23 protein-coding genes are annotated in these 25,032 nt (G+C 71.5%); 13 read left to right on the top strand and 10 right to left on the bottom strand.

Translation table 11 applies throughout. From position 1 onward, the window contains the following. Positions 1–135: 135 nt before the first annotated feature. Both ACIQTP_RS30585 and ACIQTP_RS30580 read right to left on the bottom strand, forming a co-directional pair. Positions 136–831, bottom strand: a complete 696-nt coding sequence (locus tag ACIQTP_RS30585) for a GntR family transcriptional regulator (protein ID WP_403406112.1) — start codon at positions 829–831, stop codon at positions 136–138. A gap of 340 nt (positions 832–1,171) precedes the next feature. Then, positions 1,172–2,527: an aspartate aminotransferase family protein gene (locus tag ACIQTP_RS30580; protein WP_403405744.1), complete on the bottom strand. Its 1,356-nt coding sequence runs from the start codon at positions 2,525–2,527 to the stop codon at positions 1,172–1,174. Positions 2,528–2,704: 177 nt separating this feature from the next. Here ACIQTP_RS30580 and ACIQTP_RS30575 point away from each other — a divergent pair, with 177 nt between their 5' ends. The 3 genes from ACIQTP_RS30575 (at position 2,705) to ACIQTP_RS30565 (ending at position 5,856) form a co-directional block, all read left to right on the top strand. After that, positions 2,705–3,352, top strand: a complete 648-nt coding sequence (locus ACIQTP_RS30575; protein WP_403405741.1) for a type 1 glutamine amidotransferase family protein — start codon at positions 2,705–2,707, stop codon at positions 3,350–3,352. Continuing rightward, on the top strand, positions 3,349–3,837 hold the full coding sequence (locus tag ACIQTP_RS30570; RefSeq protein WP_403405738.1) for a MarR family winged helix-turn-helix transcriptional regulator: 489 nt from the start codon (positions 3,349–3,351) through the stop codon (positions 3,835–3,837). The genes ACIQTP_RS30575 and ACIQTP_RS30570 overlap by 4 nt, the downstream gene beginning before the upstream one ends. Before the next feature lie 84 nt (positions 3,838–3,921). Beyond that, positions 3,922–5,856 carry a serine/threonine-protein kinase gene (locus ACIQTP_RS30565; protein ID WP_403405735.1) on the top strand — a complete coding sequence of 645 codons (1,935 nt, stop codon included), beginning with the start codon at positions 3,922–3,924 and terminating at the stop codon, positions 5,854–5,856. Between the two features lie 444 nt (positions 5,857–6,300). Here ACIQTP_RS30565 and ACIQTP_RS30560 read toward each other — a convergent pair whose 3' ends face one another. Then, positions 6,301–7,041, bottom strand: coding sequence for an SLATT domain-containing protein (locus ACIQTP_RS30560; protein WP_403405733.1), 741 nt, complete (start codon positions 7,039–7,041; stop codon positions 6,301–6,303). A gap of 309 nt (positions 7,042–7,350) precedes the next feature. Here ACIQTP_RS30560 and ACIQTP_RS30555 point away from each other — a divergent pair, with 309 nt between their 5' ends. From ACIQTP_RS30555 to ACIQTP_RS30545, 3 genes are read left to right on the top strand one after another with little or no spacing between them, the layout of a single operon-like run. Beyond that, positions 7,351–7,692 carry a YbaB/EbfC family nucleoid-associated protein gene (locus tag ACIQTP_RS30555; RefSeq protein WP_075033091.1) on the top strand — a complete coding sequence of 114 codons (342 nt, stop codon included), beginning with the start codon at positions 7,351–7,353 and terminating at the stop codon, positions 7,690–7,692. A gap of 57 nt (positions 7,693–7,749) precedes the next feature. Next, a complete protein-coding gene (recR, locus tag ACIQTP_RS30550; protein ID WP_055613476.1) occupies positions 7,750–8,349 on the top strand; it encodes a recombination mediator RecR in 600 nt (199 codons plus the stop codon). Continuing rightward, positions 8,342–9,001, top strand: coding sequence for a DUF5063 domain-containing protein (locus ACIQTP_RS30545; RefSeq protein WP_402039237.1), 660 nt, complete (start codon positions 8,342–8,344; stop codon positions 8,999–9,001). Before recR ends, ACIQTP_RS30545 begins: the two co-directional genes overlap by 8 nt. 13 nt (positions 9,002–9,014) lie before the next feature. On the opposite strand, the gene ACIQTP_RS30540 is transcribed toward ACIQTP_RS30545, so the two are convergent. Next, a complete protein-coding gene (locus tag ACIQTP_RS30540) occupies positions 9,015–9,911 on the bottom strand; it encodes an alpha/beta hydrolase fold domain-containing protein (protein WP_403405728.1) in 897 nt (298 codons plus the stop codon). Between the two features lie 37 nt (positions 9,912–9,948). Beyond that, the gene (locus ACIQTP_RS30535; protein ID WP_403405725.1) at positions 9,949–10,416 is read right to left on the bottom strand and encodes a cupin domain-containing protein; all 468 of its coding nucleotides are present in this window, start codon (positions 10,414–10,416) and stop codon (positions 9,949–9,951) included. 93 nt (positions 10,417–10,509) lie between these two features. On the opposite strand from ACIQTP_RS30535, the gene ACIQTP_RS30530 reads away from it, so the two are divergent. The 5 genes from ACIQTP_RS30530 to ACIQTP_RS30510 all read left to right on the top strand — a co-directional run bounded on the left by ACIQTP_RS30530 (position 10,510) and on the right by ACIQTP_RS30510 (position 16,560). Then, positions 10,510–11,034, top strand: coding sequence for a MarR family winged helix-turn-helix transcriptional regulator (locus ACIQTP_RS30530; protein WP_403405722.1), 525 nt, complete (start codon positions 10,510–10,512; stop codon positions 11,032–11,034). A 596-nt stretch (positions 11,035–11,630) separates the two neighbouring features. Beyond that, positions 11,631–12,908, top strand: coding sequence for an aspartate kinase (locus tag ACIQTP_RS30525; protein ID WP_402039241.1), 1,278 nt, complete (start codon positions 11,631–11,633; stop codon positions 12,906–12,908). Positions 12,909–12,942: 34 nt separating this feature from the next. Continuing rightward, the gene (locus ACIQTP_RS30520; RefSeq protein WP_403405719.1) at positions 12,943–14,001 is read left to right on the top strand and encodes an aspartate-semialdehyde dehydrogenase; all 1,059 of its coding nucleotides are present in this window, start codon (positions 12,943–12,945) and stop codon (positions 13,999–14,001) included. Between the two features lie 670 nt (positions 14,002–14,671). After that, positions 14,672–15,340 carry a SigE family RNA polymerase sigma factor gene (locus tag ACIQTP_RS30515; RefSeq protein WP_079065272.1) on the top strand — a complete coding sequence of 223 codons (669 nt, stop codon included), beginning with the start codon at positions 14,672–14,674 and terminating at the stop codon, positions 15,338–15,340. Next, positions 15,337–16,560 (top strand): hypothetical protein, encoded by a 1,224-nt coding sequence (locus tag ACIQTP_RS30510; RefSeq protein ID WP_403405714.1) that lies wholly within the window; start codon positions 15,337–15,339, stop codon positions 16,558–16,560. The genes ACIQTP_RS30515 and ACIQTP_RS30510 overlap by 4 nt, the downstream gene beginning before the upstream one ends. On the opposite strand, the gene ACIQTP_RS30505 is transcribed toward ACIQTP_RS30510, so the two are convergent. Next, positions 16,530–17,366 carry an SURF1 family protein gene (locus ACIQTP_RS30505; RefSeq protein WP_403405711.1) on the bottom strand — a complete coding sequence of 279 codons (837 nt, stop codon included), beginning with the start codon at positions 17,364–17,366 and terminating at the stop codon, positions 16,530–16,532. The genes ACIQTP_RS30510 and ACIQTP_RS30505 overlap by 31 nt on opposite strands. A 153-nt stretch (positions 17,367–17,519) precedes the next feature. Between ACIQTP_RS30505 and ACIQTP_RS30500 the strand changes: the two genes are divergently transcribed. Further along, positions 17,520–19,376 carry a prolyl oligopeptidase family serine peptidase gene (locus ACIQTP_RS30500; protein WP_403405708.1) on the top strand — a complete coding sequence of 619 codons (1,857 nt, stop codon included), beginning with the start codon at positions 17,520–17,522 and terminating at the stop codon, positions 19,374–19,376. Positions 19,377–19,591: 215 nt separating this feature from the next. Here the strand turns inward: ACIQTP_RS30500 and ACIQTP_RS30495 are convergent, their stop codons facing one another. The 4 genes from ACIQTP_RS30495 to ACIQTP_RS30480 all read right to left on the bottom strand — a co-directional run bounded on the left by ACIQTP_RS30495 (position 19,592) and on the right by ACIQTP_RS30480 (position 23,382). Continuing rightward, positions 19,592–21,538 carry an NAD-binding protein gene (locus ACIQTP_RS30495; protein WP_403406109.1) on the bottom strand — a complete coding sequence of 649 codons (1,947 nt, stop codon included), beginning with the start codon at positions 21,536–21,538 and terminating at the stop codon, positions 19,592–19,594. 112 nt (positions 21,539–21,650) lie between these two features. Further along, positions 21,651–22,082, bottom strand: a complete 432-nt coding sequence (locus ACIQTP_RS30490) for a (2Fe-2S) ferredoxin domain-containing protein (RefSeq protein ID WP_403405705.1) — start codon at positions 22,080–22,082, stop codon at positions 21,651–21,653. A 119-nt stretch (positions 22,083–22,201) separates the two neighbouring features. After that, positions 22,202–22,570, bottom strand: a complete 369-nt coding sequence (locus ACIQTP_RS30485) for an STAS domain-containing protein (RefSeq protein WP_403405702.1) — start codon at positions 22,568–22,570, stop codon at positions 22,202–22,204. Positions 22,571–22,782: 212 nt separating this feature from the next. Beyond that, entirely contained in the window at positions 22,783–23,382 is a 600-nt protein-coding gene (locus ACIQTP_RS30480) for a GNAT family N-acetyltransferase (RefSeq protein ID WP_403405699.1), read from the bottom strand. Positions 23,383–23,748: 366 nt separating this feature from the next. Between ACIQTP_RS30480 and ACIQTP_RS30475 the strand changes: the two genes are divergently transcribed. Then, entirely contained in the window at positions 23,749–24,990 is a 1,242-nt protein-coding gene (locus tag ACIQTP_RS30475) for a PP2C family protein-serine/threonine phosphatase (RefSeq protein WP_403405696.1), read from the top strand. Positions 24,991–25,032 lie beyond the last annotated feature (42 nt).

Below are 25,032 nucleotides of genomic sequence, written 5' to 3'. Positions count from 1 at the left end.
GGAAGCACGGTGGTCAGGGAAGCGTAATGGGTGGGACCCGTCCTCAGTCCCCCTCGTGCGGATCCCGTACCCACACCCCGTGCGCCCACCTGTCGCACCGGCGCACATGCCTCCCGCCACGACCTCACGTCGAGCTCATCCGGCGGTCAGACGCTCGAGCAGGGCGAGGGAGTGCTCGTTGTACGCGGCGACGATCGCGTGCGCCGCGCCCGGGTCGCGGCGGCCCAGCGCGTCCACGAGCTCCGTGTGGGCCGCCCACAGGTGGCCCTTCAGATCCTCCACCCGGCGCAGGTGCTGCACCGTGCACACCCAGGACTGGACGCGCAGGCGGTGCAGGAAGTCGGCGAGGTAGGCGTTGCCGAAGAGGGCGCTCAGCTCGCGCCAGAAGCGCAGGTCGTAGCCGATGAGGATGTTCAGGTCGCCGGCCGTCGCGGCGCGCTGGGCCTCCTCGCCACGGCGGCGGACCCCGGCGAGGGCGGCGAAGGTGCGCGGATCGTCGGCCTGCGCCATGCCTCCGGCGAGGAGACTCCGGAACATCCCGTCGGTGACGAGACTCCGGGCCTCGATCATGCCGCGGTAGTCGTCCAGCGAGTACTCGTGCACACGGAAGCCGCGGTGCTGGTCCGCCTCCAGGAGGCCCTGGGCCGACAGATCGACGAGGGCCTCGCGGACGGGGGTCGCGGAGACGCCGTACTGCTCGGCGATCTCCTTCACCGTGAACGCCTGCCCGGGCCGGAGCCGGCCTGCCAGCACCTCGTCGCGGAGCGCGTCCGCGATCTGCTGCCGCAGGGTGCTACGGGTTACGGCGCCGCTGCCGCCGGTGCCGGGCATGGTCTCTCGCTCCCTCATCGCGTACGGGTGCACGTGCGTGCGCTTCTCCATGAGCACGGTCACCTTACGCGGACGCGAGCCTTTCAGGGCACGGAGGATGCGTGCCACAGCCCCCCTGGGGGCGCGGGGAACTGCGCGCTCAGCCCCCACCGACCGCCGGCCGAAGAACTGTCGGGCGGCCGGGGGATGCGGGGCGAAGCCCCGCCCTCAGGGGGCGTGGGGAACTGCGCGGCCGGCCCCCACCCGCCCGCAGCCGAGGAGCCACCTCGGGGGTCTGGGGGCGGAGCCCCCAGGTACGGATGGGACGGGTAGGGGCGGCGGGGGCGAGACCCCCCGCGCGTCACACGGTGTGTTCGTCCGCCACCGACAACGCCTCGTCCAGCGCCGCGAGCCCCTCCTTCGCCTCCCCCTCGGAGACATTGCACGGCGGCACCACATGAGTCCGGTTCATGTTGATGAACGGCCACAGCCCCCGCGCCTTCGCCGCGGCCCCGAACGCGACCATCGGCCCATTGGCCTCACCGGCGGCGTTGTAGGGCACCAGCGGCTCCCGGGTCTCCCGGTTCTTGACCAGCTCCAGCGCCCAGAACACCCCCGTACCGCGCACCTCACCCACACTGGGATGCCGCGCGGCGAGCTCCCGCAGCCCGGGACCGAGCACCGTCTCCCCGATCCGCGCGGCCTGCTCGACGATGTCCTCCTCCTCCATCACGTTGATGGTGGCGACGGCGGCGGCACAGGCCAGCGGATGCCCGGAGTACGTGAGTCCCCCGGGGTAGGGCCGCCGGGCGAAGGTCTCGGCGATCGCCGAGGAGATCGCGACGCCGCCGAGCGGAACGTAGCCCGAGTTCACGCCCTTGGCGAAGGTCATGAGGTCCGGCGTCACGTCGTAGTGGTCCGCCGCGAACCACTTCCCCGTACGTCCGAACCCCGCCATGACCTCGTCCAGGATGAAGACGATCCCGTACTGGTCGCAGAGCGCGCGCACCCCCGCGAGATAGCCCGGTGGCGGCGTCATGATGCCCGCGGTCCCCGGAATCGTCTCGAGGATGATGGCCGCGACGGTCCCCGGCCCCTCGAAGGCGATCGTGTCCTCGAGGTGCTGAAGCGCCCGCTCGCACTCCTGCCGCTCACTGTCGGAGTGGAAGGGGGAGCGGTAGAGGAACGGCGCCCAGAAGTGGACGACGCCCGCCGCGCCGCTGTCGTTCGGCCAGCGCCGCGGGTCACCGGTGAGGTTGATCGCGGTGGAGGTGGCTCCGTGGTACGAGCGGTACGCGGAGAGCACCTTCGGACGGCCGGTGTGCAGCCGGGCCATGCGCGTGGCGTTCTCGACGGCCTCCGCGCCACCGTTGGTGAAGAAGATCTTGTCCAGGTCGCCCGGGGTCCGCTCGGCGATCAGCCGGGCCGCCTCCGAACGGGCCTCCACGGCGAAGGCGGGTGCGAACGTGGACAGGGTTGCGGCCTGTTCCTGGATCGCGGCGACGACCTTCGGGTGCTGGTAGCCGATGTTGGTGAAGACGAGCCCGCTGGTGAAGTCCAGATACCGCTTGCCTTCGTAGTCCCAGAAGTACGACCCCTCCGCGCCGGCGACGGCGAGCGGATCGATGAGCTCCTGCGCGGACCAGGAGTGGAACACGTGCGCGCGGTCCGCGGCCTTCACGGCGGCGCCGACCTGGGGGTTGGGCTGAGGGGTCATGCGCCGAAGCGTAAATGTCCCCGGAGGGGGCGCGACATCGGCGTCCTGTCTGTGACCGGGGGCTTTCCACGACAGTCTGTCGGGCTTGGCCGCCGACAACCGCATATTGACAGTAAGCTGTCAGAGTGACAGCATGCTGACATAGTGCACAGTCATGGTCCACGCGAGGAGAGAGCGATGAACGCAATGAGCGCGACGAGCGACCACGGCAGTCCCGTCCACCTCGCGGTCTACGACACCTACGCCGACTGGGAGACCGGTCACACCACCGCGTACCTCGCCCGCGCCGGCCGCGAGATCCGGACCGTCGGCCCCACCCGGGAGCCGGTGGCGACGATCGGCGGTCTCCGCGTCCAGCCCGACCTCGCGCTCGACGAACTCCGCCCCGAGGACAGTTCCCTGCTGATCCTCACCGGCGCCGACCTCTGGGACACCTCCGACGACCTGGCCCCCTTCGCCCGCAAGGCCCGCGCCTTCCTCGACGCGGGCGTGCCGGTGGCCGCGATCTGCGGGGCGACGGCCGGGCTCGCCCGCGAGGGGCTCCTGGACGACCGGGACCACACCAGCGCCGTGTCCTTCTACCTCGCCGCCACCGGCTACCGGGGCGCCGGGCGCTACGTCGACACCGACGCCGTCACCGACGGCAACCTCGTCACCGCAGGACCGACCGAGCCCGTCGCCTTCGCCCGGGAGGTCCTCCGGCTTCTCGGGGTGTACGAGGGGGAGGTCCTGGACGCCTGGTACCGCCTGTTCCACGACTCCGACGTGTCCGCGTACGCCGTGCTGGAGAAGGCCTCGGGGCCCGCCGGGGAGGCCGCCCGATGAGCCGGGAGCGACAGGACCTCCTCAGCCGCGCCGCCCTCGGCGTCTTCCGGCTCAACGGCCAGTTCCTCTCCGTGGCGGACGAGCTGGCCGGCCCCGCGGGGCTGACCGCCGCCTGGTGGCAGGTGCTGGGCGCGGTGCTCCCCGAGCCGCTCCCCGTCGCCGGGATCGCCCGCGTCATGGGCATCACCCGGCAGAGCGTGCAGCGCGTCGCCGATCTGCTCGTCGGCAAGGGCCTCGCCGAGTACCTGCCCAACCCGGCCCACCGCCGCGCCAAACTGCTCTCCCCGACCGCCGCAGGACGCACCGCCGTCGCCGCGATCGGCCCAGGCCACGCGGCCCTCGCCGACCGGCTGGCGCAGGCGCTCGGGGAGGACGGCTTCGCCGAGACCGTACGGATCCTGGAGCGACTGTCGGCGGTTCTCGACGAGATCGACGGGGTCGCGACGGACGTCACGAAAACGCCAGGTGCTGTTACTGAACCGTAGACACCGCCCCACCCACCTCCCCGTGGGGCCGCACTATCCTCGGCCTCGGGCGGTTGCACCGGCACGGGGGAGGGCGGCACGACGATGGAGAAGCTGGGGGCGGGGGAACCGCAGCAGATCGGGGCGTACCGACTGCTCGCGCGGCTCGGTGCCGGTGGCATGGGGCGCGTCTATCTGGCCCGCTCCGACCGGGGCCGTACCGTCGCCGTGAAGCTGGTGCGCGAGGAACTCGCCGCGCAGGAGGAGTTCCGGGCCCGCTTCCGTCAGGAGGTCCAGGCCGCGCGCCGGGTCGGCGGCCTCTGGACCGCCCCCGTCCTCGACGCGGACACCGAGGCGCCCGTCCCGTGGGTCGCGACCGGATATGTCGCCGGACCCTCCCTCCAGACGGTCGTGGGCCACGACCACGGGGCGCTACCGGAACGTTCCGTCCGCATCCTCGCGGCCGGACTCGCCCACGCCCTCAAGGACATCCACACCGCCGGACTCATCCACCGCGACCTCAAGCCCTCCAACATCCTCGTGACCATCGACGGCCCGCGCGTCATCGACTTCGGGATCGCGCGCGCCCTGGAGACCGTCACCGACGGCGGCCTCACCAGCACCGGCGCCCTCGTCGGCTCGCCCGGATTCATGGCGCCCGAGCAGGTCCGTGGCGACCGCGTCACGCCCGCGTGCGACGTCTTCTGCCTGGGCTCGGTCCTCTCGTACGCCGCCACCGGGGCCCTGCCCTTCGGGGCGGCGAGCAGCGGGGTGCACGCGACGATGTTCCGCATCGCGCAGGAGGATCCCGACCTGGACGGTGTACCGGAGGGCCTCGCCGACCTCGTACGGCACTGTCTGCGCAAGGACCCCGCCGCCCGCCCCGGCCTCGACGAGATCCTGGAGCGCATCGGCGCGGAGGACACCGTCGTGGACGGACGGTCCCGCGACCCGTGGCTGCCCAGCGCGCTGGTGGCCCAACTCGGGCGGCACGCCGTGCGGTTGCTGGACACGGAGAACCCGGACGAGCGCCCCGCACCGGCTCCGGCGCCGCCCGCGCAAAAGGCCACCGTCCCCGCTTCTGAATCGGCCCCGGGATCCACCCCGGCGGCCCTGGACCTGTCCAAGCCCCCGGCCGCACCCACCCCCGCACCCGAGGTCGCCCCGGAGCACGCCGCCACCCCGCCCCCGCCGGGCGGACCGGCCTCGACGGACCACCTCCCGACGCTGATCGCGGGCGCCGGCCAGACGCCCCCACCGGCCGCGCCGCCCGCCGCGCACCCCGCGTACGGCCATCCCCAGCAGCATCCCAGCCCCACGGGCCCGCCCGCGTACGGCTATCCGCAGAGCGGCTGGGGCGCTCCCGGCTCGTACGGCCCGACGCCGCCGTACGGACCGGGCACGCCCACAACGCCGTACGGCCCCGCGGGCGTCCCCGAGCCAGAGCCGCCGCGCAGAAGCGGGCGTTCCACCGCCGCCCTGATCGTCGTGGCGCTGGTCGTGGCGCTCGGCGCGGGCGGTTCCGTCTACGCGCTGATGCAGGGCGGCACGGCCCAGGGCAGCGACGACGCGAAGGCGTCCTCGGCCGCGTCCACGAGCCCGACCTCCCCCGACTCGCCTCCGCCGGCTTCCTCTGCTTCCTCCACCCCTTCCGATTCGCCCTCGCCCCAGGCATCCCAGGGCGGCACGATCCCGGAGGGGTTCCTCGGCACCTGGGACGCCTCCATCGACAACCGGACGGGCCACAACACCCGCCGACTCACCATCCAGCAGGGCGCGGTGGGCGACACGGTCCTCTCGCTCGTCGCGGACGGTCCGTCCGGCAGCAGCACCTACCACTGCGTCTTCCAGGCCGAACTGACCGCCGCCCCCGGCGCCGGCGGCCCCCTGGTGATCGGCCCCTCCGAAGTCACCGGCGGCGCACCGATCTCCTCCTGCTCCCCGGGCGCCGCCTCCGAGATCACCCTTCTGTCCGACGGCCGGCTGCGCCGGGTGAACACGGGCTCGGGCGAGTCGTTGACGTACACGAAAAGTGGCTGACGAGCCGTCAGTTCGGTTGCACGGTCGCTGAACTTCACCCGGCGTACGCCGGGAGCTCCCCGCCCGCCCGAAGTTCTTCGGCCGCGGGCCGGTGGGGGCTGGCCGCGCAGTTCCCCGCGCCCCTTGAGGGGCGCTGCGCGCATCTTCAGCCCGTCCGGCGTTTGAGGACGAGGCTGTTCAGGCCGATGCGGGTGTACGGGGCGGAGCCCCGCGGGGGTTTGGGGCGGAGCCCCGCGGGGGTTTGGGGCGGAGCCCTGCGTGGGTTTGGGGCGGAGCCCTGCGTGGGTTTGGGGCGGAGCCCTGCGGGGGTCCAGGGGGCGGCAGCCCCCGGTGGGGTGCGGGGGCGGAGCCCCGCGGGGGGTGCGGGGGCGGCAGCCCCCGGTGGGGTGGAAGGGGCGGAGCCCCTGGGATGGGACGGGTAGGGGCGGCGGGGGCGGGGAAACGCTAGCGCGGCTCCGGGGGGCGCTGGCGGGGCATGTTCGGGCGGGTGCCCGGCGGCAACGGCAGCCGCCCGGGCGACGCACCCTCCGCCCGAGGAACCCCGGCCAGGGACGACTGGATGCCCAGCGGCGCGGGCCCGGTCCGGAACTCCACCATCCAGTCCGCCGTCTCCACCCGCACCAACTCCGTCATATCCTCCGAAAACCTCCGCAACACCCCCAGACACCGATCCGCCGCCTCACTGGCGGTCCCCTCCGTCGGCCCCAAAACCTCCCGCACACTCTCGGACGCCCAGTCGAACTGCAACACCTGCAACCGCCGCTGCACGGCCTGCGCGGTCGCCACGTCCCTTATCCACCCGGAGGTCACCCCGAAGAACCGGTCCCCGGCTACGCACGCGACCCCGAGCAGCAGCGCGAGATACCCCCAGGGGGCGACCCCGCCGACCACTCCCGTGAGGTCCAGCAGGGGAAGCGCGGCCCCGGCCACCGCCCCCGCCGCCGCCCCACCCCGCAGCACCCGCGCCCCCCGCCGCTTCCACACCCGGTCCGCGAGATACCAGGACGCCGTGTCGAGCGCCCCCCGCTCCACCCACCGGTACAGCTCATGGAGCCGCTCGGCCGGCTCCCCCCAGTCCCCGAGCGGAAACGCCCGGCCGGTCAGATCACCCGGCCGGGTCCCCGCGGCCCCGTCGTCCCGCCCGTCCTGGGGCGGCCCCTCGGGCTGCATCTCCGGCTGGCTCACCCGGCACTCCCTACTGGCGAAGGACGACGAAGGACGAAGCTGGTGATGTTGCTGGTGACGTTGTGTCTGGTGACGTTGTGTGATGTCAAGTGACGCGTGGTGCCGAAGCGCCGCCCCCTTCCTACCGCCCAATGGGTGGCGATGGCCCGGGTTTCGCCGCTTTTCCGCCCAGAAGAGGGTCTTGATCAGGTATAGGATTCGAGATCGTCTCACTCGAAAGAGTGCTTGGGCGACGGCCCCGCCAACCACGTAGGCTCGTGCTGAACGGGAAAACCCCGTCCAGACAGCCGTACGGACCAGGAGCTGATCGTGATTCCCGGTGGTGGCCAGCCCAATATGCAGCAGCTGCTCCAGCAGGCCCAGAAGATGCAACAGGACCTCGCCAACGCGCAGGAGGAACTCGCGCGCACCGAGGTGGAAGGCCAGGCGGGCGGCGGTCTCGTGACGGCGACGGTGACGGGCTCGGGCGAGCTGCGCGCCCTGGTCATCGACCCGAAGGCCGTGGACCCCGAGGACACCGAGACCCTCGCCGACCTGGTCGTCGCGGCGGTCCAGGCGGCCAACGAGAACGCCCAGGCGCTCCAGCAGCAGAAGCTCGGCCCGCTCGCCCAGGGCCTCGGCGGCAGCGGCATCCCCGGCCTGCCTTTCTAAGACCGGCGACGGCCAACTACCGTACGTACTGAAAGATTCCAGGAAGGGCGGCAGTCCGTGTACGAAGGCGTGGTCCAGGACCTCATCGACGAGTTGGGGCGGCTGCCCGGCGTCGGTCCCAAGAGCGCGCAGCGGATCGCCTTCCACATCCTGCAGGCCGAGCCGACGGACGTCCGTCGGCTCGCGCAGTGCCTCATGGAGGTCAAGGCGAAGGTCCGCTTCTGCGCGACCTGCGGCAATGTGGCGCAGGAGGAACTGTGCAACATCTGCCGTGACCCGCGTCGGGATCTGACCGTCATCTGTGTGGTCGAGGAGCCCAAGGACGTCGTCGCGATCGAGCGGACGCGCGAGTTCCGGGGCAAGTACCACGTGCTGGGCGGCGCGATCAGTCCGATCGAGGGCGTCGGCCCGGACGACCTCCGGATAAGGGAACTCCTCGCCCGTCTCGCCGACGGCACGGTCACGGAGCTCATCCTCGCCACCGACCCGAACCTGGAGGGCGAGGCGACGGCCACGTACCTCGCCCGCATGATCAAGCCCATGGGCCTCAGGGTCACCCGCCTGGCCAGCGGCCTCCCGGTGGGTGGCGACCTGGAATACGCGGACGAGGTCACACTCGGCCGCGCCTTCGAGGGGAGACGACTCCTAGATGTCTGACGCCACGCTGCACGCGACCAGTCAGGATCCCGACGACTTCGTGGTCCAGATCGCGGACCAGGTCGAGAGCTTCATCGTCGCCGTCACCGAAGTGGCGAAGGGCGACGAGCCCGACTCCGCCGTGCCCTTCCTCCTCCTGGAGGTGTCCCAGCTGCTGCTGGCGGGCGGCCGTCTCGGCGCGCACGAGGACATCGTCCCCGACGAGCGCTACGAGCCGGACCTCGGTCCGGAGCCGGACGTCGACGACCTGCGCGAGCGCCTCGCGGTCATGCTGGACCCGATCGACGTCTACTCCGAGGTGTTCGACCCGTACGAACCGCGCAAGGCCCCGGTGGCCTGCCGCATCTCGGACGACCTCGCGGACGTCATCACCGATCTGCGCCACGGCATGGCCCACTACCGCGCGGGCCGCACCACCGAGGCCCTGTGGTGGTGGCAGTTCTCCTACTTCTCCAACTGGGGGTCCACCACCTCGGCGGCCCTGCGCGCCCTCCAGTCCCTGGTGGCCCACGTGCGTCTGAACCAGCCCCTGGACGACCTCAACGGCCTCGACACCGACCAGGACCTCGGCGAGGAGGTCCTCGCGGAGGAGGCGGGCCGGGTCATGGCTGAGGAGATCGGCGGCCCGCTCGGCATCAGGTCGGCCAAGTAGCCCCGGTCCGGGGTCAGTCGGCGGGCCAGTGCGCCCGGGTGAAGGCGGCGGCGGAGGTCAGCGCGGCGTCGGCGTCGTCGAGGAGCGCGGCGAACGCCTGGAAGACGTGCGGGACCTGGGGCCAGACCTGCAGCTCGACCGCCACGTCGTGCTCGGCGGCGCGGGCGGCCAGCCGTACGGCGTCGTCCAGCAGGATCTCGTGCGAGCCGACCTGGATGAGCAGGGGCGCGAGCCCCGTCAGGTCGGCGTGGACCGGGCTGGCCAGCGGCGTGGCGGGGTCGGTCTCGCCCAGGTAGTCGCGGGCGCGGATCTGCAGTCCCTTCGCGGTCAGCGCGGGATCGACGTCGGCCTTGCCGGTCAGGCTGTCCCCGGACAGGGTCAGATCGGCCCACGGGGAGAAGACCACGGCCGACGACGGCTGCGGCAGCCCCGCCTCCTTGAGCGCGACGAGCGTCGCCACCACCAGCCCGCCGCCCGCGGACTCACCGACGAACGCGACCTTGGAGCTGGGTGTCCCGTCCGCGAGCAGGGCGCGATAGGCGGCCACGGCGTCGTCGACGGCCGCGGGGAACGGGTGCTCCGGGGCCAGCCGGTAGTCGACCGAGACGGCACGGACCCCGACCCGCCGGGCCACGTCGGCGGCCAGGCCCACGGAGTCGCCGGCCGAGCCGAGGGCGTACGCGCCGCCGTGGAAGTAGAGCACCACAGCCGAAGAATCATCACCCGGAGTCTCGACGGTGACGACGGGTATGCCACCGAGCCGGCCCGGCGTGGCCGTGACGTCTTCGGGCAGCGGCACGGACGCGATCATCTCGTGGAAGAGGGCGCGCTGTTCGCCGAGTTCACCGCCGATGTCGAACGGAGCGTGCCGCAGGAGTTCATCAAGGGCTTGGCGTTGCTGCTGGGTCATGAGGGACCTCTCATCGGTGAGCGGGGGCGGGTGTCGGTCAGCGGGGCGGTCCCAGAACGACCTGCCCGTACTTGTCGGCGGCTTCGGCCAGCAGTTCCGGCGCGATCCGGAAGCCCTCGGGCCGAGGTGTGGCCAGATCGCGTCCGGCGTGCCGGAACATGCCCTCGATGCCGCCCGGGGTGCAGATCATCAGCAGGTCGGCGGTGTCGGAGGTGATCCGGTAGCCGTGCGGGACGTTCTTGGGCAGATAGACGATGCCGCCCTCGGACAGCTCCATCTCCTGGTCGTCGGACCAGACCAGCGCGGTGCCCTTGATCAGCATGAAGACCTCGTCCTCACGGGTGTGCAGGTGGTACGGCGGTGCCTCGCCCTTGTTGACGGTGAACCGCCCGACGGTCAGCTGCCCATCGGTGGCCGCGCTGTCCAGCAACACGGCGAAGACGCCACCGTCGAGCCACTCGAGCTTCTGCTGCTGATCGGCCAGCGCGAGATAAGCCATGCTCATGACCAGTCCCCTTCCCTGGGCCAGATGCTGCGAATTCGAAGCACATGCCGACCTTACTTCTGCTTCGAATTCGCAGCAAGTAAACTCTTGGTCATGCCCGACACCCCGCCCCCCGATCCGGAGCGACTGGATCCCGAGCAACTGGCCGCCTACTTCGCCCTGATGGAGGTCAGCAGCCTGCTCCAGCACGCCGTCGACCAGCAGCTGCGTGACGAGGGCGGCCTCAGCTACACCCAGTTCCAGATCCTCGCCGTGCTCGGGCAGGCCCCCGAGGGGCAACTGCGGATGACCGACATCGCCGACCGCCTGGTCCACAGCCGCAGCGGACTGACCTACCAGGTGGCCCAGTTGGCCAAGGCGGGACTGGTCACCAGGGCACCTTCAGCGGACGACGAACGCAGCGTCAACGTCACCGCCACCCCACAGGGCCAGGAGCTCCTCGGCCGAGTGATGCCGGGCCACGTAGCGGTCGTACGCAGACTCCTCGTCACACCCCTGAACCGCTCGGACATCACCGCACTCAGCGACGTACTGGGCCGGGTCCGCACCCACATGCGCACGACCCCACCCCGCTCAGCGACCCCCGGCCGCAAGCCCACAACACTCCACAACGACTGACCCCCCGAGGCCGCCGACCCCCGAGGCCACCACGCGACCCGAGGCCACCACGCGACGCGAGGCCACCACGCGACGCGAGGCCGCCATACGACGCGAGGGGCCGTGCCGGTACGTCGCAAGCCCGTCGCTTACGTTCGGATCGAGCAGCGGCTCCCTTGCCCGGCCCACGCCTGATCCAGCGGCGACGGGCTCGACGTACCGGCACGGCCCCGCCCCACCACCGGCACCAGGCGCCCCACCACCGGCACCAGGCGCCCCACCACCGAACCGCAGGCGCCCCACCACCATCCCGGCGCAGCGCCGAACCTTAGTGCTTGAGAGTTAAGACACGGCCGTGTCGTGTGACACGGGGCACTTTCCGGAGTGGCGAGGCGTGTCGGCGGGCAGGTGCCGCTCGGAGCGGCCGGAGGAACCCTGCCGAAACCGGTGGATCTGACGACTCCGGTGGACTCCCGGTGCACCTAGACGGTCCGGAGTGATCACTTCGTGAGCGGGACATCTCACGATCCGATACTCCGGAAGGGAAATCCGGCCGCTCGTTAGACTGAGCCGACCGCAGTTGTGCGGTGCAGAGACGGATTGAGCGAGGAGCGCACGTGGGCCTTGTCGTGCAGAAGTACGGAGGCTCCTCCGTAGCCGATGCCGAGGGCATCAAGCGCGTCGCCAAGCGAATCGTGGAAGCGAAGAAGAACGGCCACCAGGTGGTCGTGGTCGTTTCCGCGATGGGCGACACGACGGACGAGCTGATCGATCTCGCCGAGCAGGTATCTCCGATGCCCAGCGGCCGAGAGTTCGACATGCTGCTGACCGCCGGAGAGCGGATCTCCATGGCCCTGCTGGCGATGGCGATCAAAAACCTGGGCCACAGCGCCCAGAGCTTCACCGGCAGCCAGGCAGGCGTCATCACCGACTCGGTCCACAACAAAGCGCGGATCATCGATGTCACGCCGGGCCGTATCCGGACGGCGCTCGACGAGGGCAACATCGCCATCGTCGCCGGCTTCCAGGGCGTCTCGCAGGACAAGAAGGACATCACCACGCTCGGACGCGGCGGGTCCGACACCACGGCCGTCGCGCTCGCCGCGGCGCTGGACGCCGAGGTCTGCGAGATCTACACCGACGTGGACGGCGTGTTCACCGCCGACCCGCGGGTGGTGAAGAAGGCGAAGAAGATCGACTGGATCGCCTTCGAGGACATGCTGGAGCTTGCCGCCTCCGGCTCCAAGGTGCTGCTCCACCGCTGTGTGGAGTACGCCCGCCGCTACAACATCCCGATCCACGTGCGCTCGTCCTTCAGCGGACTCCAGGGCACCTGGGTCAGCAGCGCACCGATCAAGCAAGGGGACCAGAAGGTGGAGCAGGCCATCATTTCCGGTGTCGCTCACGACACCTCCGAGGCCAAGGTCACGGTCGTCGGTGTCCCGGACAAGCCGGGCGAGGCCGCCTCGATCTTCCGCGCCATCGCCGATGCCGAGATCAACATCGACATGGTCGTGCAGAACGTGTCCGCCGCCTCCACCGGCCTGACGGACATCTCCTTCACCCTCCCCAAGACCGAGGGCCGCAAGGCCATCGACGCCCTGGAGAAGGCGAAGACCGTGATCGGCTTCGACTCGCTGCGCTACGACGACCAGATCGGCAAGATCTCGCTCGTCGGCGCGGGTATGAAGACGAACCCGGGTGTCACGGCCGGCTTCTTCGAGGCGCTGTCCGACGCGGGGGTGAACATCGAGCTGATCTCCACCTCCGAGATCCGCATCTCGGTGGTCACGCGTGCCGACGACGTCCCCGAGGCCGTCCGCGCGGTGCACACCGCCTTCGGACTCGACTCCGACAGCGACGAGGCCGTCGTCTACGGAGGCACCGGACGATGACCGTCCTTTCGTACGGCGGCACTGGCCGCCGCTGATGGCCAGGACCGCAGGACCGACGCTGGCGGTCGTGGGTGCGACCGGGGCCGTCGGCACGGTCATGCTCCAGATCCTGTCCCAGCACGCGGACATCTGGGGCGAGATCCGTCTGCTCGCCTCCCCGCGCTCGGCCGGCCGCAAGCTGGCCGTGCGCGGCGAGGAGGTCGAGGTGGTGGCGCTCGGTGAGGCCGCCTTCGACGGGGTCGACGTCGCGATGTTCGACGTTCCCGACGAGGTGGCCGCGCAGTGGGCGCCGATCGCCGCGGCCAAGGGCGTGATCGTGGTCGACAACTCGGGCGCGTTCCGGATGGACCCGGACGTGCCCCTGGTCGTCCCCGAGGTGAATCCGCACGCCGCGCGCGTGCGCCCGCGCGGGATCATCTCCAACCCGAACTGCACCACCCTCTCCATGATCGTGGCGCTCGGCGCGCTGCACGCCGAGTTCGGCCTGCGCGAGCTGGTGGTCTCCTCGTACCAGGCGGTGAGCGGCGCCGGGCGCGCGGGCGTCGACACCCTGCGCGAGCAACTGTCCCTCGTCGCCGGTACGGAACTGGGGACCAGCCCCGGTGACGTACGCCGGGCCGTGGGCGACAACACGGGCCCCTTCCCGGAGCCGGTGGCGCTGAACGTCGTCCCGTGGGCCGGATCGCTGCGCGAGGACGGCTGGTCCTCGGAGGAGATGAAGGTGCGGGACGAGTCCCGCAAGATCCTCGGGCTGCCGGACCTGCCCGTGGCCGTGACCTGCGTCCGCGTCCCGGTCGTGACCACGCACTCCCTCACCGTGCACGCCCGCTTCGAGGGCAAGGTCACCGTGACCAAGGCCCGCGAGATCCTGGCCACCGCGCCGGGGGTCGTCCTGTTCGACAACCCCGCCGCCGGCGAGTTCCCCACCCCCGCGGACGTCGTCGGCACCGATCCGACCTGGGTGGGCCGCGTCCGCCGGGCTCTCGACGACCCGACCGCTCTCGAACTCTTCGTCTGCGGCGACAACCTCCGCAAGGGCGCCGCCCTCAACACGGCCCAGATCGCGGAACTGGTGGCGGCGGAGCTGTTCTAGAAAGCCGCGTCAGGGGAGCGGCGTGCGCGCGGGATCAACGGGATCACTCGTGTACGCCGCTGCCCCGGCGCCGGGGCTCCAACTGCCGTTGCCGCGAACCGATTTCGGCGGCGTGCGGCTGAGCGTCGTCCTGCATGGCCGGTAGGTTTCCCTGCTCAGGGTGCCCGAGGGGCAAAATCTCCCTGGCCATCATGGGATTCGTTTGTAGGATCTGTGTCAGTTGTGTGGCCGGAATAATGGTCCGGACCACTTGTAGAGGACCCGCTTGGCGTTCGAAGATTTCCCTCCCCGTTCTCCGCAACCGCGCGGAGGGCGGGGAGCGTCTTTGCGGTCGCCCTGAGCGGGTGTCCGGGGGCGGCACGGCATAACGGGGCATAGGGGATGAGCTAGTACGCATGAGGGCATTCAATGCACTGCCAGACGCGCAACCGGTCGCGTCGGCAGGCGTTCCGGCACATGGTCCGGCGGGCGTTGCGAGGTGCGTGGGGGCGGGTCTTGTGAAGCGCGTGGGGACAGGCGTCGCGCGGTGCGTGGGGACGGGCGTTGTGCGGTGCGTGGGAGCGGGCGTCGTGGGGTGCGTGGGAGCGGGTGCTTCGGCCGGTGTGAATCCTGGAGCGAATGTGATGCCTGTCGCGTACAACCCTGACGGGGGTAAGCGCGTCCAACTGGCGTGGCAGAGGTTCTCGAATTCACCGCGGTACAGACCAGGGGCACGCCCCTGCGTCCACCCCGCCGACTCCGCAGCCCCGGCGTGCCCGGCGGCATGCCGGTGATCGCGCCCATGCCCGCAGCGCGGCCCGCCCGCATACCGAGTCAGCGCGACGGCGCTGAAGACAGCATGGCCGCCGGCACCACCGTCGACCATCTCACCGAGACCTACCGCGCCCACTACCGGTCGCTGCTGGGCCTCGCGGCACTCCTGCTCGACGACACCGCCTCGTGCGAGGACGTCGTCCAGGAGGCCTTCATCCGGGTGCACTCGGCGCGCAAACGCGTCCGTGACCCCGAGAAGACGCTCGCGTATCTGCGTCAGACCGTCGTCAACCTCTCGCGCTCCGCGCTGCGCCGGCGCATCCTCGGCCTCAAGCTCCTCTCGAAGCCGATGCCCGACATGGCGAGCGCGGAGGAGGGCGCGTACGACCAGCTGGAGCGCGACGCCCTGATCAAGGCGATGAAGGGCCTCCAGCGCCGTCAGCGCGAGGTCCTCGTCCTGCGCTACTTCGCGGACATGACCGAGGCCCAGGTCGCCGAGACCCTCGGCATATCGCTCGGGTCGGTCAAGGCGTACGGCTCGCGCGGCATCGCCGCGCTCCGTGTCGCCATGGAGGCCCCGGCATGAGCCAGCGACGCGACAACCACGACCGACACGAGCCCTATGAGTGGCACGAGCCGACACACCGGCCCACGCCCGCCGAAGACGAGCACGAGCACGAGCAGCAAGCTGGGAACGGAACTGTGAACCACGGACCCGACGCAAACGGCCCCCACTCGCAGGGCCCGGACGCACTGGGCCCCGACGCTCTGGGCCCCGACGCTCTGGGCCCGGACGCACTGGGTTCCGACGGGTTCGGTTCGGACGAGCTGGCGCTGCGTCGGCTGCTGCACCAGGCCGTCCAGGAGATCGAACCCACCGACGGCACGCTGGAGCACCTGCGCCGCGCGGTCCCCGCACGGCGGGCCCGCAAGCGTCAGGCCATCGTCGGCGTGGCCGCCGCCGCGCTCTTCATCGGCACCGCCGTTCCCGCCCTCGTGCACGTCTCGAACGCCTCCGGGTCGAACGCCGACCCGTCCATAGCGGGCAACAGCTCACAGGCCCAGGGCGGCACCAGCCAGGGCAAGGGCCCCGACGGCGGCGAGAGCTCCGCGGGCGGCAGCTCGGGCACCTCCAAGGACAAGGGCAAGGGCAGCCGGACCGGCACGCCCGACAAGGGCAAGGCGTCGAGCACCGGGTCGGCCACGGGCGGCCCCGATCCCTCGGCCTCGGCCGCGATCTCGCCCGCGTGCACTCCGGCGCAGCTCGGCGGGGCCACCAGTACCGTCGGCACCCCGGACGCCACCGGCGCGGTCTACGGCTCCTTCACCCTCTCGAACGTCTCCACCACCAGCTGCACCGTCAGCGGCGCGGGCACGGTCGGCACCCTCGCGCAGGGCGCCGCGGACTCGGCCAAGGTCAGCGTGGTGACGCATGTGGCGGGCGACGCGGCCAGCGGGCTGCCCGACCCCTCCACGGAGGTCGCCTCGGTGGTGCTGAAGCCAAGCGCCTCGTACGTCGTGAAGTTCGCCTGGGTGCCCTCGGAGACCTGTCCGACCACCGGCGGCGGACAGCCCTCGCCGAGCCCGACCACCACCACGGACGGCGCCACCAGCACGGGCGGCACCGCCACGGACACCGGTGGCACCGGCACCTCGACCCAGATGGTGAGGGAGGACGGCGGCTTGGCCGACGGCAGCGTCGCCGTGTCGTACACGCCGGAGACGGGCGCGGCGACGGCCACGACGACCGTGTCCAACGCGTGCGCCGGGACGATCTACCGGACGGGGATGTTGTCGGCGTCCTGAGGGGCGCCGGCGGCGGGTTCGGCGACCGTGGCTTCTTCTTCGGCACGGTCCGGGACGAGTCCCAGCTCCGTGTCCCGCGCGAACTCCGCCTCGCGGCGCAGCAGCCGGAACCACATGAAGACCACGAAGCCCGCGAAGACGAACCACTCGCCGGTGTAACCGAGGTTCTGGAACGCCTTCAGGTCCAGGCCGGTGCCCTGAGGCGCGGTCGCGGGCACCGCACGCATCCCGCTGTCGGCCTTCGTAAGGGTGATCCAGGCGTCGTACACCTCGTACGGCACCAGGTTGACGAGTGACGCCGAGCTGATCGCGCCGGTCTGTCCTGCGGGCAGACCCCCGGCGGCGGTGACGCCGTTCGCCCCCGGGCTCTCGGACGCCTGGAGCGCACCCGTGACGGTGACCTCACCGGCCGGGGCGGCGGGCGCCTTCGCCGGGTCGGCGTTTCCGGGCAGCCAGCCCCGCACGACGGGCAGCGCCTTGCCGCCGTCGACGCGCAGCAGCGTCAGTACATAGAACCCGGACACGCCGTCGAGCTCGCGGCCCGGCACAAGGAGCTGCTTGCCGTACCGGCCGGTCGCGGTGGCCTGCTTTCCGGAGGTCTCCGTGCTCACGGGCAGCAGCCGGGCGAGCGGACGGGCCGCCGCCGTCTTGGCCGCGGCGGCCTGCTCACCGGCCGCGCGGTGGTCCTGCACCCGCGCCTCGAACCGGCTCAACTGCCACGAACCCATGAAGATGCAGAAGGGGATGGCCAACAGCACGAAGACGTTGATCCCCCACCAGCGGGGCGTCAGCAGGAACCGGTACACGACTTCAAAGGTACGGTGCCGCGCGCGACGTCCAGGCCTCGGGGCCCCTCCTGCCGGTGTTCTCCCGGAGTTCGTCCGGCGCGATCGGCGAAGTTATCCACAGGCTGGGGGCCTCGCCAGCGCGGGCCCGGTCGGGCCAGGCACTATGGGGCCATGACTGAGAGCATCGGGTCCATCGAGCAGCAGCAGGCAGCCATGCCCGACTGGGAGAAGCGCTTCCGGGCGCCGCGCGTGTCGCTGCCCGACTGGGCGGAGGACGCCCCGCACCGCGCGCTGTTCGTCTCCAACGCGACGGGGACGTACGAGCTGTACGCGTGGGACCGCGGGACAGGGGAGCAGCGCCAGGTCACGAACCGGGCGAACGGTACGACGGACGGGGTGCTCTCCCCTGACGGCGAGTGGATCTGGTGGTTCGACGACAAGGACGGGGACGAGTTCGGCATCTGGCGCCGCCAGCGCTTCACCGCTTCCCAGACCCCGGACACGGTCGATGCCGTGGACGGTGCCGAAAGTGTCGACGCCCCCGCCGCTCCGGGCCTGGAGCCTTCCTACCCCGGGGGCCTGGCGATCGGCAGGGACGGCCGGACGGCGGTCGTGGGCCGTTCGACGGACGAGGACGGCTCGACGATCCACATGGTCCGCTTCGGCGAGGAGCCGGTGGAGATCTACCGCCACCGGGAGTCGGCGGGCGTCGGCGACCTCTCGCACGACGGCTCCCTGATCGCCGTCGAGCACACCGAGCACGGCGACGCGATGCACTCGGCGCTGCGCGTGCTGCGCCCGGACGGCTCGACGGTCGCCGAGCTGGACGACACCAAGGGCGGCACGGTCGAGCTGGGTCTGGAAGTGCTCGGCTTCGCCCCCGTCGACGGCGACACCCGCCTCCTCATCGGCCATCAGCGGCGCGGCCGTTGGGAGCCGCTGGTGTGGGACGTGGCGACGGGGGAGGAGACGGACCTGGCCCTGGACCTCCCGGGCGACGTGGCGGCCGAGTGGTACCCCGACGGTTCGGCCCTCCTCATCGCCCACAGCTTCGAGGCCCGCAGCGACCTGTGGCGCTACGACCTGGCGTCCCGCGAGCTGGTCCAGGTGCCCACCCCGCAGGGCACGGTCTCCGGGGCGACGGCCCGCCCCGACGGAACCGTGGAGTACCTGTGGTCCTCGGCGGCCGAGCCGTCCGTGGTCCGCTCGACGACGGGTGAGATCGTCCTCGATCCCCCCGGCCTGCAGTCCCCGGGCTCGGTCCCCGCGGAGGACGTGTGGGTGGAGGGCCCCGGTGGCCGCGTCCACGCGCTCATCCAGAAGCCGGCGGGTACGACGGGCCCGCTGCCCACCGTCTTCGACATCCACGGCGGCCCGACGTGGCACGACAGCGACTCCTTCGCGGCGGGCCCGGCAGCCTGGGTGGACCACGGGTACGCGGTGGTCCGTATCAACTACCGAGGCTCCACGGGCTACGGCCGCGAGTGGACGGACGCCCTCAAGCACCGGGTCGGCCTGATCGAACTGGAGGACATCGCGGCGGTCCGGGACTGGGCGGTGACGTCGGGCCTCGCCGACCCCGCCCGCCTGATCCTCACCGGCGGCTCCTGGGGCGGCTACCTCACCCTCCTGGGCCTCGGCACGCAGCCGGACGCGTGGACCCTAGGCATCGCCGCCGTCCCGGTCGCCGACTACGTGACGGCGTACCACGACGAGATGGAAGCCCTGAAGGCGATGGACCGCACCCTCCTCGGCGGCACCCCCGAGGAGGTCCCCGAACGCTTCGAGGCGTCCTCCCCCCTCACCTACGTCGACGCGGTCAAGGCCCCCGTCTACATCTCGGCCGGCGTCAACGACCCCCGCTGCCCCATCCGCCAGATCGACAACTACGTAGCCCGCCTCACCGCCCGCAGCGCCATCCACGAGGTCTACCGCTACGACGCGGGCCACGGCTCCCTGGTCGTCGACGAACGCATCAAACAGGTAAAACTGGAACTCGACTTCGCCACCAGACACCTGCCCCACTAAGCGAGCCCCACAAAGGACGCGAAGAACCGCGCCCCCACGCAACAAGGGGTCTGGGAGCGCGTCCCCGGCGGAGTGCGGGGCGGAGCCCCGCGGGGGTTCGGGGGCGGAGCCCCTGAGGGAGGGGACGGGTAGGGGCGGCGGGGGGGAGGAAAATCCCCCACCCCACCCCACTCCCGCACCAGAAGCCCGAACCAGCCCCCCCCGAGACCAAAGACCTACGTGCCCGCCGATTCCCGTCGCCGCCGCCCCAACAACTCCGCCAGCCCCCTCCGAGTCGCAGCCAACACCACCCGATCCTCCGCCCGAAGCACATACGTAGAGGGAAGATCCCAGACCAGCCCGGAACCACCTCGCTCGCCCCCACCACCCCCCATGGCGGAGACCGGTTCACCACCCCGCCGTCCCCCCGACGCAGCCGTATCCAACGCAAGCACCCGCCACGACCCCGCCCGAAACGCCTCCCCCACAGTCCGCCCCTCCAACTGCGGATGCCCACCCACCACCATCGCCGCGAACAGCAACACCCGCCGCTCCACCGGAATCGCCCCGAGGATCTGCCGCCCCATCATGGCCCCGGCAAACGCGGGCGCGGCCAGATGAGACACGCTACGACTCCGGGTCAGCGCCTGCGGATGCGCGGCCCGCAGGGTCCGGTACACGGCGGTGGCGAAGTCGTCGTCGTACAACCGCAGCACGACCCGTAGATCGGGCCGCACGGTACGGGCGTACAACGCGGCTTCCAGGTTCGTCGTGTCCGCGCTGGTCAGCGCGAGCAACGCATGCGCCCGATGAATCTTCGCGGCCTCCAGCACACCTTCCTGCGTGACGTCACCCAACACCACCGGCACCCGCAACCGCCGCGCCAGCGCCAGCCCCCGCGCCTCCGGATCGGCCTCGACACACACCACCGGAATGTGCAGCTCACGCAGGCGCGTCAACACCCGCGTCCCGATCTTCCCGACCCCGAGCAGCACCACATGCCCGGAAAGCCCCCGCGGTGGCTTGCGCAACGCGGACCCGCTCCGGAACGTACCGAGCGCCTCCAGCACGGCGGCGAGCAGCACAGGCAGCAGCAACAACCCGACGAGCCCGGAGAAGAGCTGAAGAATCTGCCGCCCGATGGGCTCCCCGATGGCGGGGTTGTTGATGGCGAAGAGATCGAGGAGCGTCAGATAGGTCGCCTGCAGCGGGGGCTCCCCGGTGACGAGCATCGACGCGACCGCCAGCCCGACCACACACCCCACCAGCCCGGCGAACGACCAGCGCAGCCGCCGCGACATCAGCGAGCCGAAGGGCACGACGCTGCGCCCGGCGGAGGGCGCGGACGCGGCGTAGGACACCGTCTCCAGGACGATGGTCCCGCGCCCGGTGGCGGCCGCCACGGCCCGCTCGTCGGGCAGCAGCCGAGGCCCCTGCGACCCGCTGCTCTCGGAACCGTCGGCGCCGGCGGGGTCGTTGGTGGTGGCGGACAGCAGCGCGAGCGTGCACAGCCCGGGATCGGCGACCTCGCCGGGCCCCGGCGGCGGCCGCTCCACCGCCCGCAGCATCAACCCATCGGTCTGGACGACCTTGCTGGTCCCGGCGACGGCAGTCGCGGCGAGCGCGGGCGCGGCGGTGTCGGCATCGGACAACACGGTGGTGGACGCATCGAGCCCGAGCCCCCCGCTTCCTTCGCCACCGTCTCCCTCGCCATCGGTCACGGCCATGGCCAACGCCGAAGCCTGATCGAGGAGTTCCTCGATGTGCTGCCCGAGGCGCCGGTTGTAGAGCCGTATGACGAGCCGCAGCCGCGGGTTGAGGCGGCGCGCGGTGAGCGCGGCCCGGATGTTGGTCTCGTCGTCGTCATGGACGAGCGCGAGGGCGGCGGCCCGTTCCACACCCGCCTCGGCGAGAACGGACTCGGTGAGTTCGGTGGCCTCCAACACCCGCTCGGAACCGGCGGGTTCGGCCGTCCGCTGGGGCGGCCCCTCCCCGTTGCCCGCGGCCCGGTTCACCGCCGCGGACATCCGGTCGAACAGAGTCGAGCCCCGCGCCCGCCCGACCACCGGCGGCCGCACACTGCGCTGGGTGGGCGGCACGACGAGGGTCACACGTTCGCCGTACACCCCCCGCAGTTCGGCGGCCAGCCGGTGCGCCAGGGCGTCGTCCCCGGCCACCACCATGTGCGCGGTCGTGTCGGTCGACGGGCTTTGATACGGAAGGGTCCCCACGAGGGAGAAGAGTGCCGCACCGGGACGTGTGGTTCCAGAGGGCGGCCCGCGGGCCGGCATCGCCTCAGCGACGAGTACGGGCCCGTGCCTCGCGCGGCGGCCGGACGAACTGCAACTCCAGCGCGACCGGAGGTTCGGCGGCCCCCGGCCCTCCGGCGGACGCCCAACTCACCAGTTCCTCGGTGCAGTCGTCCCCCATCGCGAACCCGATCCAGGTCGCCCGCGCTCCCCGGCGCCGCGCGTCCCCCGAAGGCTGCACGACCACGACGTTGGCCTGGTCGCAGGGCCCGAGACAGTCCACGGTCCGCACCACGAACCGCCCCCCGGACGCCTCGGCCCCGGCCCGCAACCGCTCCAGCTGCCAGGCGTGATCGTCGTCGGGATACTTCCGCGGATTGCCACAACAGCACCCACGGCAGACGACCAGCGTGCAGGGCCGCGACCCGGCGGCACCGATCGCCACCGTACGAGACCTGTCGGCCGAGGCTCGGTTCAACGGATCGGCTCCCCCTGTCGAACGTACGTCTACAGCCGCAGACGATAGTTGACGACCTCTCGTCGCGAGTGGTGCGGGATGGACGGCGGCGTAACGGCGAAGGCTGGGCCGGCCGGGTGTTACGGCTGTCGAGGTGGCCGGCCACGGTCGGCGAGCACGCCCTGCCAGGCGTCCCGGGCACTCGCGTACCGGGGGAACCGTTCGTCGAGGGAGCCGGCCCGGAACACGAGACGTATGCCCGACCGGGTGTAGACGACGCGCAACCACCCTTGCCGCTCCAGGCATTCGTCCCACGCCGCGCACAGCGGGGCCAGGACGCTGCCGTCCATGAACGTCACGTCCCTCAGGTCGACGATGAGGAAGAGGCGTCCGGTGCCGTGGCGGACGTCCTCCAGGCCGCGCGCGAAGGCTGGAGCGGTCGTCAGGTCCAGTTCGCCGCCGGATCGGATCACGCGGCACTCGTCGAACAGGTCGGGATGCGGGCCCATACGCCCCAGCTCCTCTGCCTTCAGGATGGCTTTCGCCTCGCGCAGGGCCTCTGTTGCGCGGAAAGAGACTGCACGGAGAGGGCCGGGGGCAGGGGCTGCCGCACGGCCAGCGTACCGCCGTGGAGGGCCGGCCGGTCCAGCCGCGGTGCACGGGCGCCGCCCATCCGCGCTGCCGTGCGGGGCGCCGCCCGGCTTCTCGGGGTGGCGCCGGATCACCGTGGCGGTCTGCGGATCCACACCTCCCGAGCAGCCTTCGTCCGGCCGGGACCGGCACCCGCGCCGGATCCGGAGTCCGAGGCGGCGTGGGCGTCGAGTGCGCCGAGCTTCGACCAGCCCCAGGCGTGCAAGGTCTCCGTCGCCGCGTTCTCGCGGCCGTCGTCGCCGGACCGGTCCACGGCCGCGACGACCAGATCGGTGTCGAGGCGGGCCAACAGCCACTCACCCAGGCGTGTCGCGATGCCTTCGCGGCGATGGGCCGGGAGCACCATCAGCTCGGCCAGCAGGAACGTACGGCCCGAGGCGGTGAGTTCCTCGATGTCCGTGGGCAGCTCTCCTCGAAAGCCCGACCACCAGTCTCCGGTACGGGCGATCCGGAACCCGTAGGCGCAGCCGACCAGGCCGCCGGTGTCGGCGACCACCATGTCGAAGCCCGGGCGTTGCACGTGCTGCTCGAAGCGGTTCAGAAAGCCCTGGCGGTCGCGGTATTCGGCGCCCGCGGGACCACGGTAGGCCGTGACATGGACGTCCGCGACGGCGCCCCGCTGCTGCTCGGCCTGCCATCGGGACAGCCTGCGCAAGTACACCTCTGCCATCTGAGCCTCTCCCCCCGGGGCCGCGGGACGGACATCCCCGGACTCGGCATGGTGGCAGCACGAGCCGACGGGGTAAACCAGGCGTCCGGCCCCGACCGGGACACGGGGCTCACGGCCGCGCGGAGTGTGTGACATGCCGCGTGTGGCGTAATGGGCTCTTCGGGTTGCTCGGCCGCGTCACTCTGTGCGGGTTGATCACGGCCGGGTCAGGAGCTCGTGTGTACAGATCACGTGAGCGGGTCGAGCGCATCCGCCGTGACCGCCGGATGGACCCGAGGACGTCGGGGCGGGCGCCGGATCCGCGGCACGAGATGAGCCGGGACACGCGGGCCGAGGCCGTGAGGACGTCGGTGAGGGGGCGCGGCTGTGGCGGAAGGTGAGCGGCGGCCCGACAAGGGCATGGTGGACCGGTCGGAAGGGTTCGGCGAGCGGCTGCTGGGGGTGCTGCTGGACCGGGCACACGAGATGCCGCCGCAGCTGATCGCCCCGCTGATCGCGGAAGAGGTGGCCAGGGTCGGTGGCCGCGACGTCTCGATCCTGTTGCAGGACTACGCCCAGCTGGTGCTGGTGCCGCTACCGGGTCGGCGGCTGATGGTCGGCGAGCCCGAGTCGATCGACGACTCTGCCGCCGGCCGGGCCTTCCTGTACGCGACCATTGCCGAGGTGCCGCAGGGCGACGCCGTCCGGATGTACCTGCCGTTGCTGGACGGCAGCGACCAGGTGGGAGTGATGGCCCTCACCCTGGACACCGTCGATGACGACGACCGACGGCTGCTGCGCAGGCTCGCCGGCCTGGTCGCCGACATGCTGGTCACCAAGCACAGCTACACCGACCAGTTCTTCCGTGCCCGGCGCCGCGAACCGATGAGCCTGGCCGCGGAGATCCAGTGGTCCCTGCTGCCGCCGCTGGCGATGTCCAGCCCGCAGGTCGCGGTGGCCGGAATCCTGGAGCCCGCCTACAACGTCGCGGGCGACAGCTTCGACTACGCCCTCAACGAAGACATCCTGCATGTCGCCATGGTCGACGCGATGGGCCACGGCCTGGACGCCGCCACGATGGCGACCGTCGCCGTCGGGGCCTACCGGCACGCCAGACGTGCCGACATCGGCCTGTCCGAGATCTACGCGTTCATGGACCGGGCCATCGCCGAGCAGTTCGGGCCCGACCATTTCGTCACCGCGCAGATGATGCGGCTGAACATCGCGACGGGTCACCTGCAGTGGGTCAACGCCGGCCACCCCGCACCGCTGCTGATCCGCGACCACCGGGTCGTCCGGAAGCTGGGAGGCCCGACCACCTTGCCGGTCGGCTTCGGCGGTGAAGATCCCCGGATCAGCGAGCAGCTGCTCCAGCGCGGCGACCGAGTGCTGTGCTTCACCGACGGCCTGATCGAGGAGCACGAGGCCGGCGAAGAACAGTTCGGCGAGGAACAGCTCATCGACTGCGTCAACCGCGTCGCACTCGGAGAGAAGGGCGTACGAGCGGTGGTGCGCTCGCTCTCCCACGCCCTGAAGTGGCAACGAGGCGGCCGTACCAGCGACGACGCGACCCTCTTCATGATCGAATGGCGCGGGGGCGCCGCCGACCACCTCGCCGTCCTGGACTGAGCCGACAGCCCTGCGTGGACGGCATCGGCATCCACCGGCCCT

Origin of the sequence: Streptomyces sp. NPDC090798 (genome assembly GCF_044768965.1) — a bacterium.
Lineage (GTDB): Bacteria > Actinomycetota > Actinomycetes > Streptomycetales > Streptomycetaceae > Streptomyces.
The sequence above is the reverse complement of the archived record's forward strand: the minus strand, read 5'-3'. Positions and strand labels throughout refer to the sequence as shown.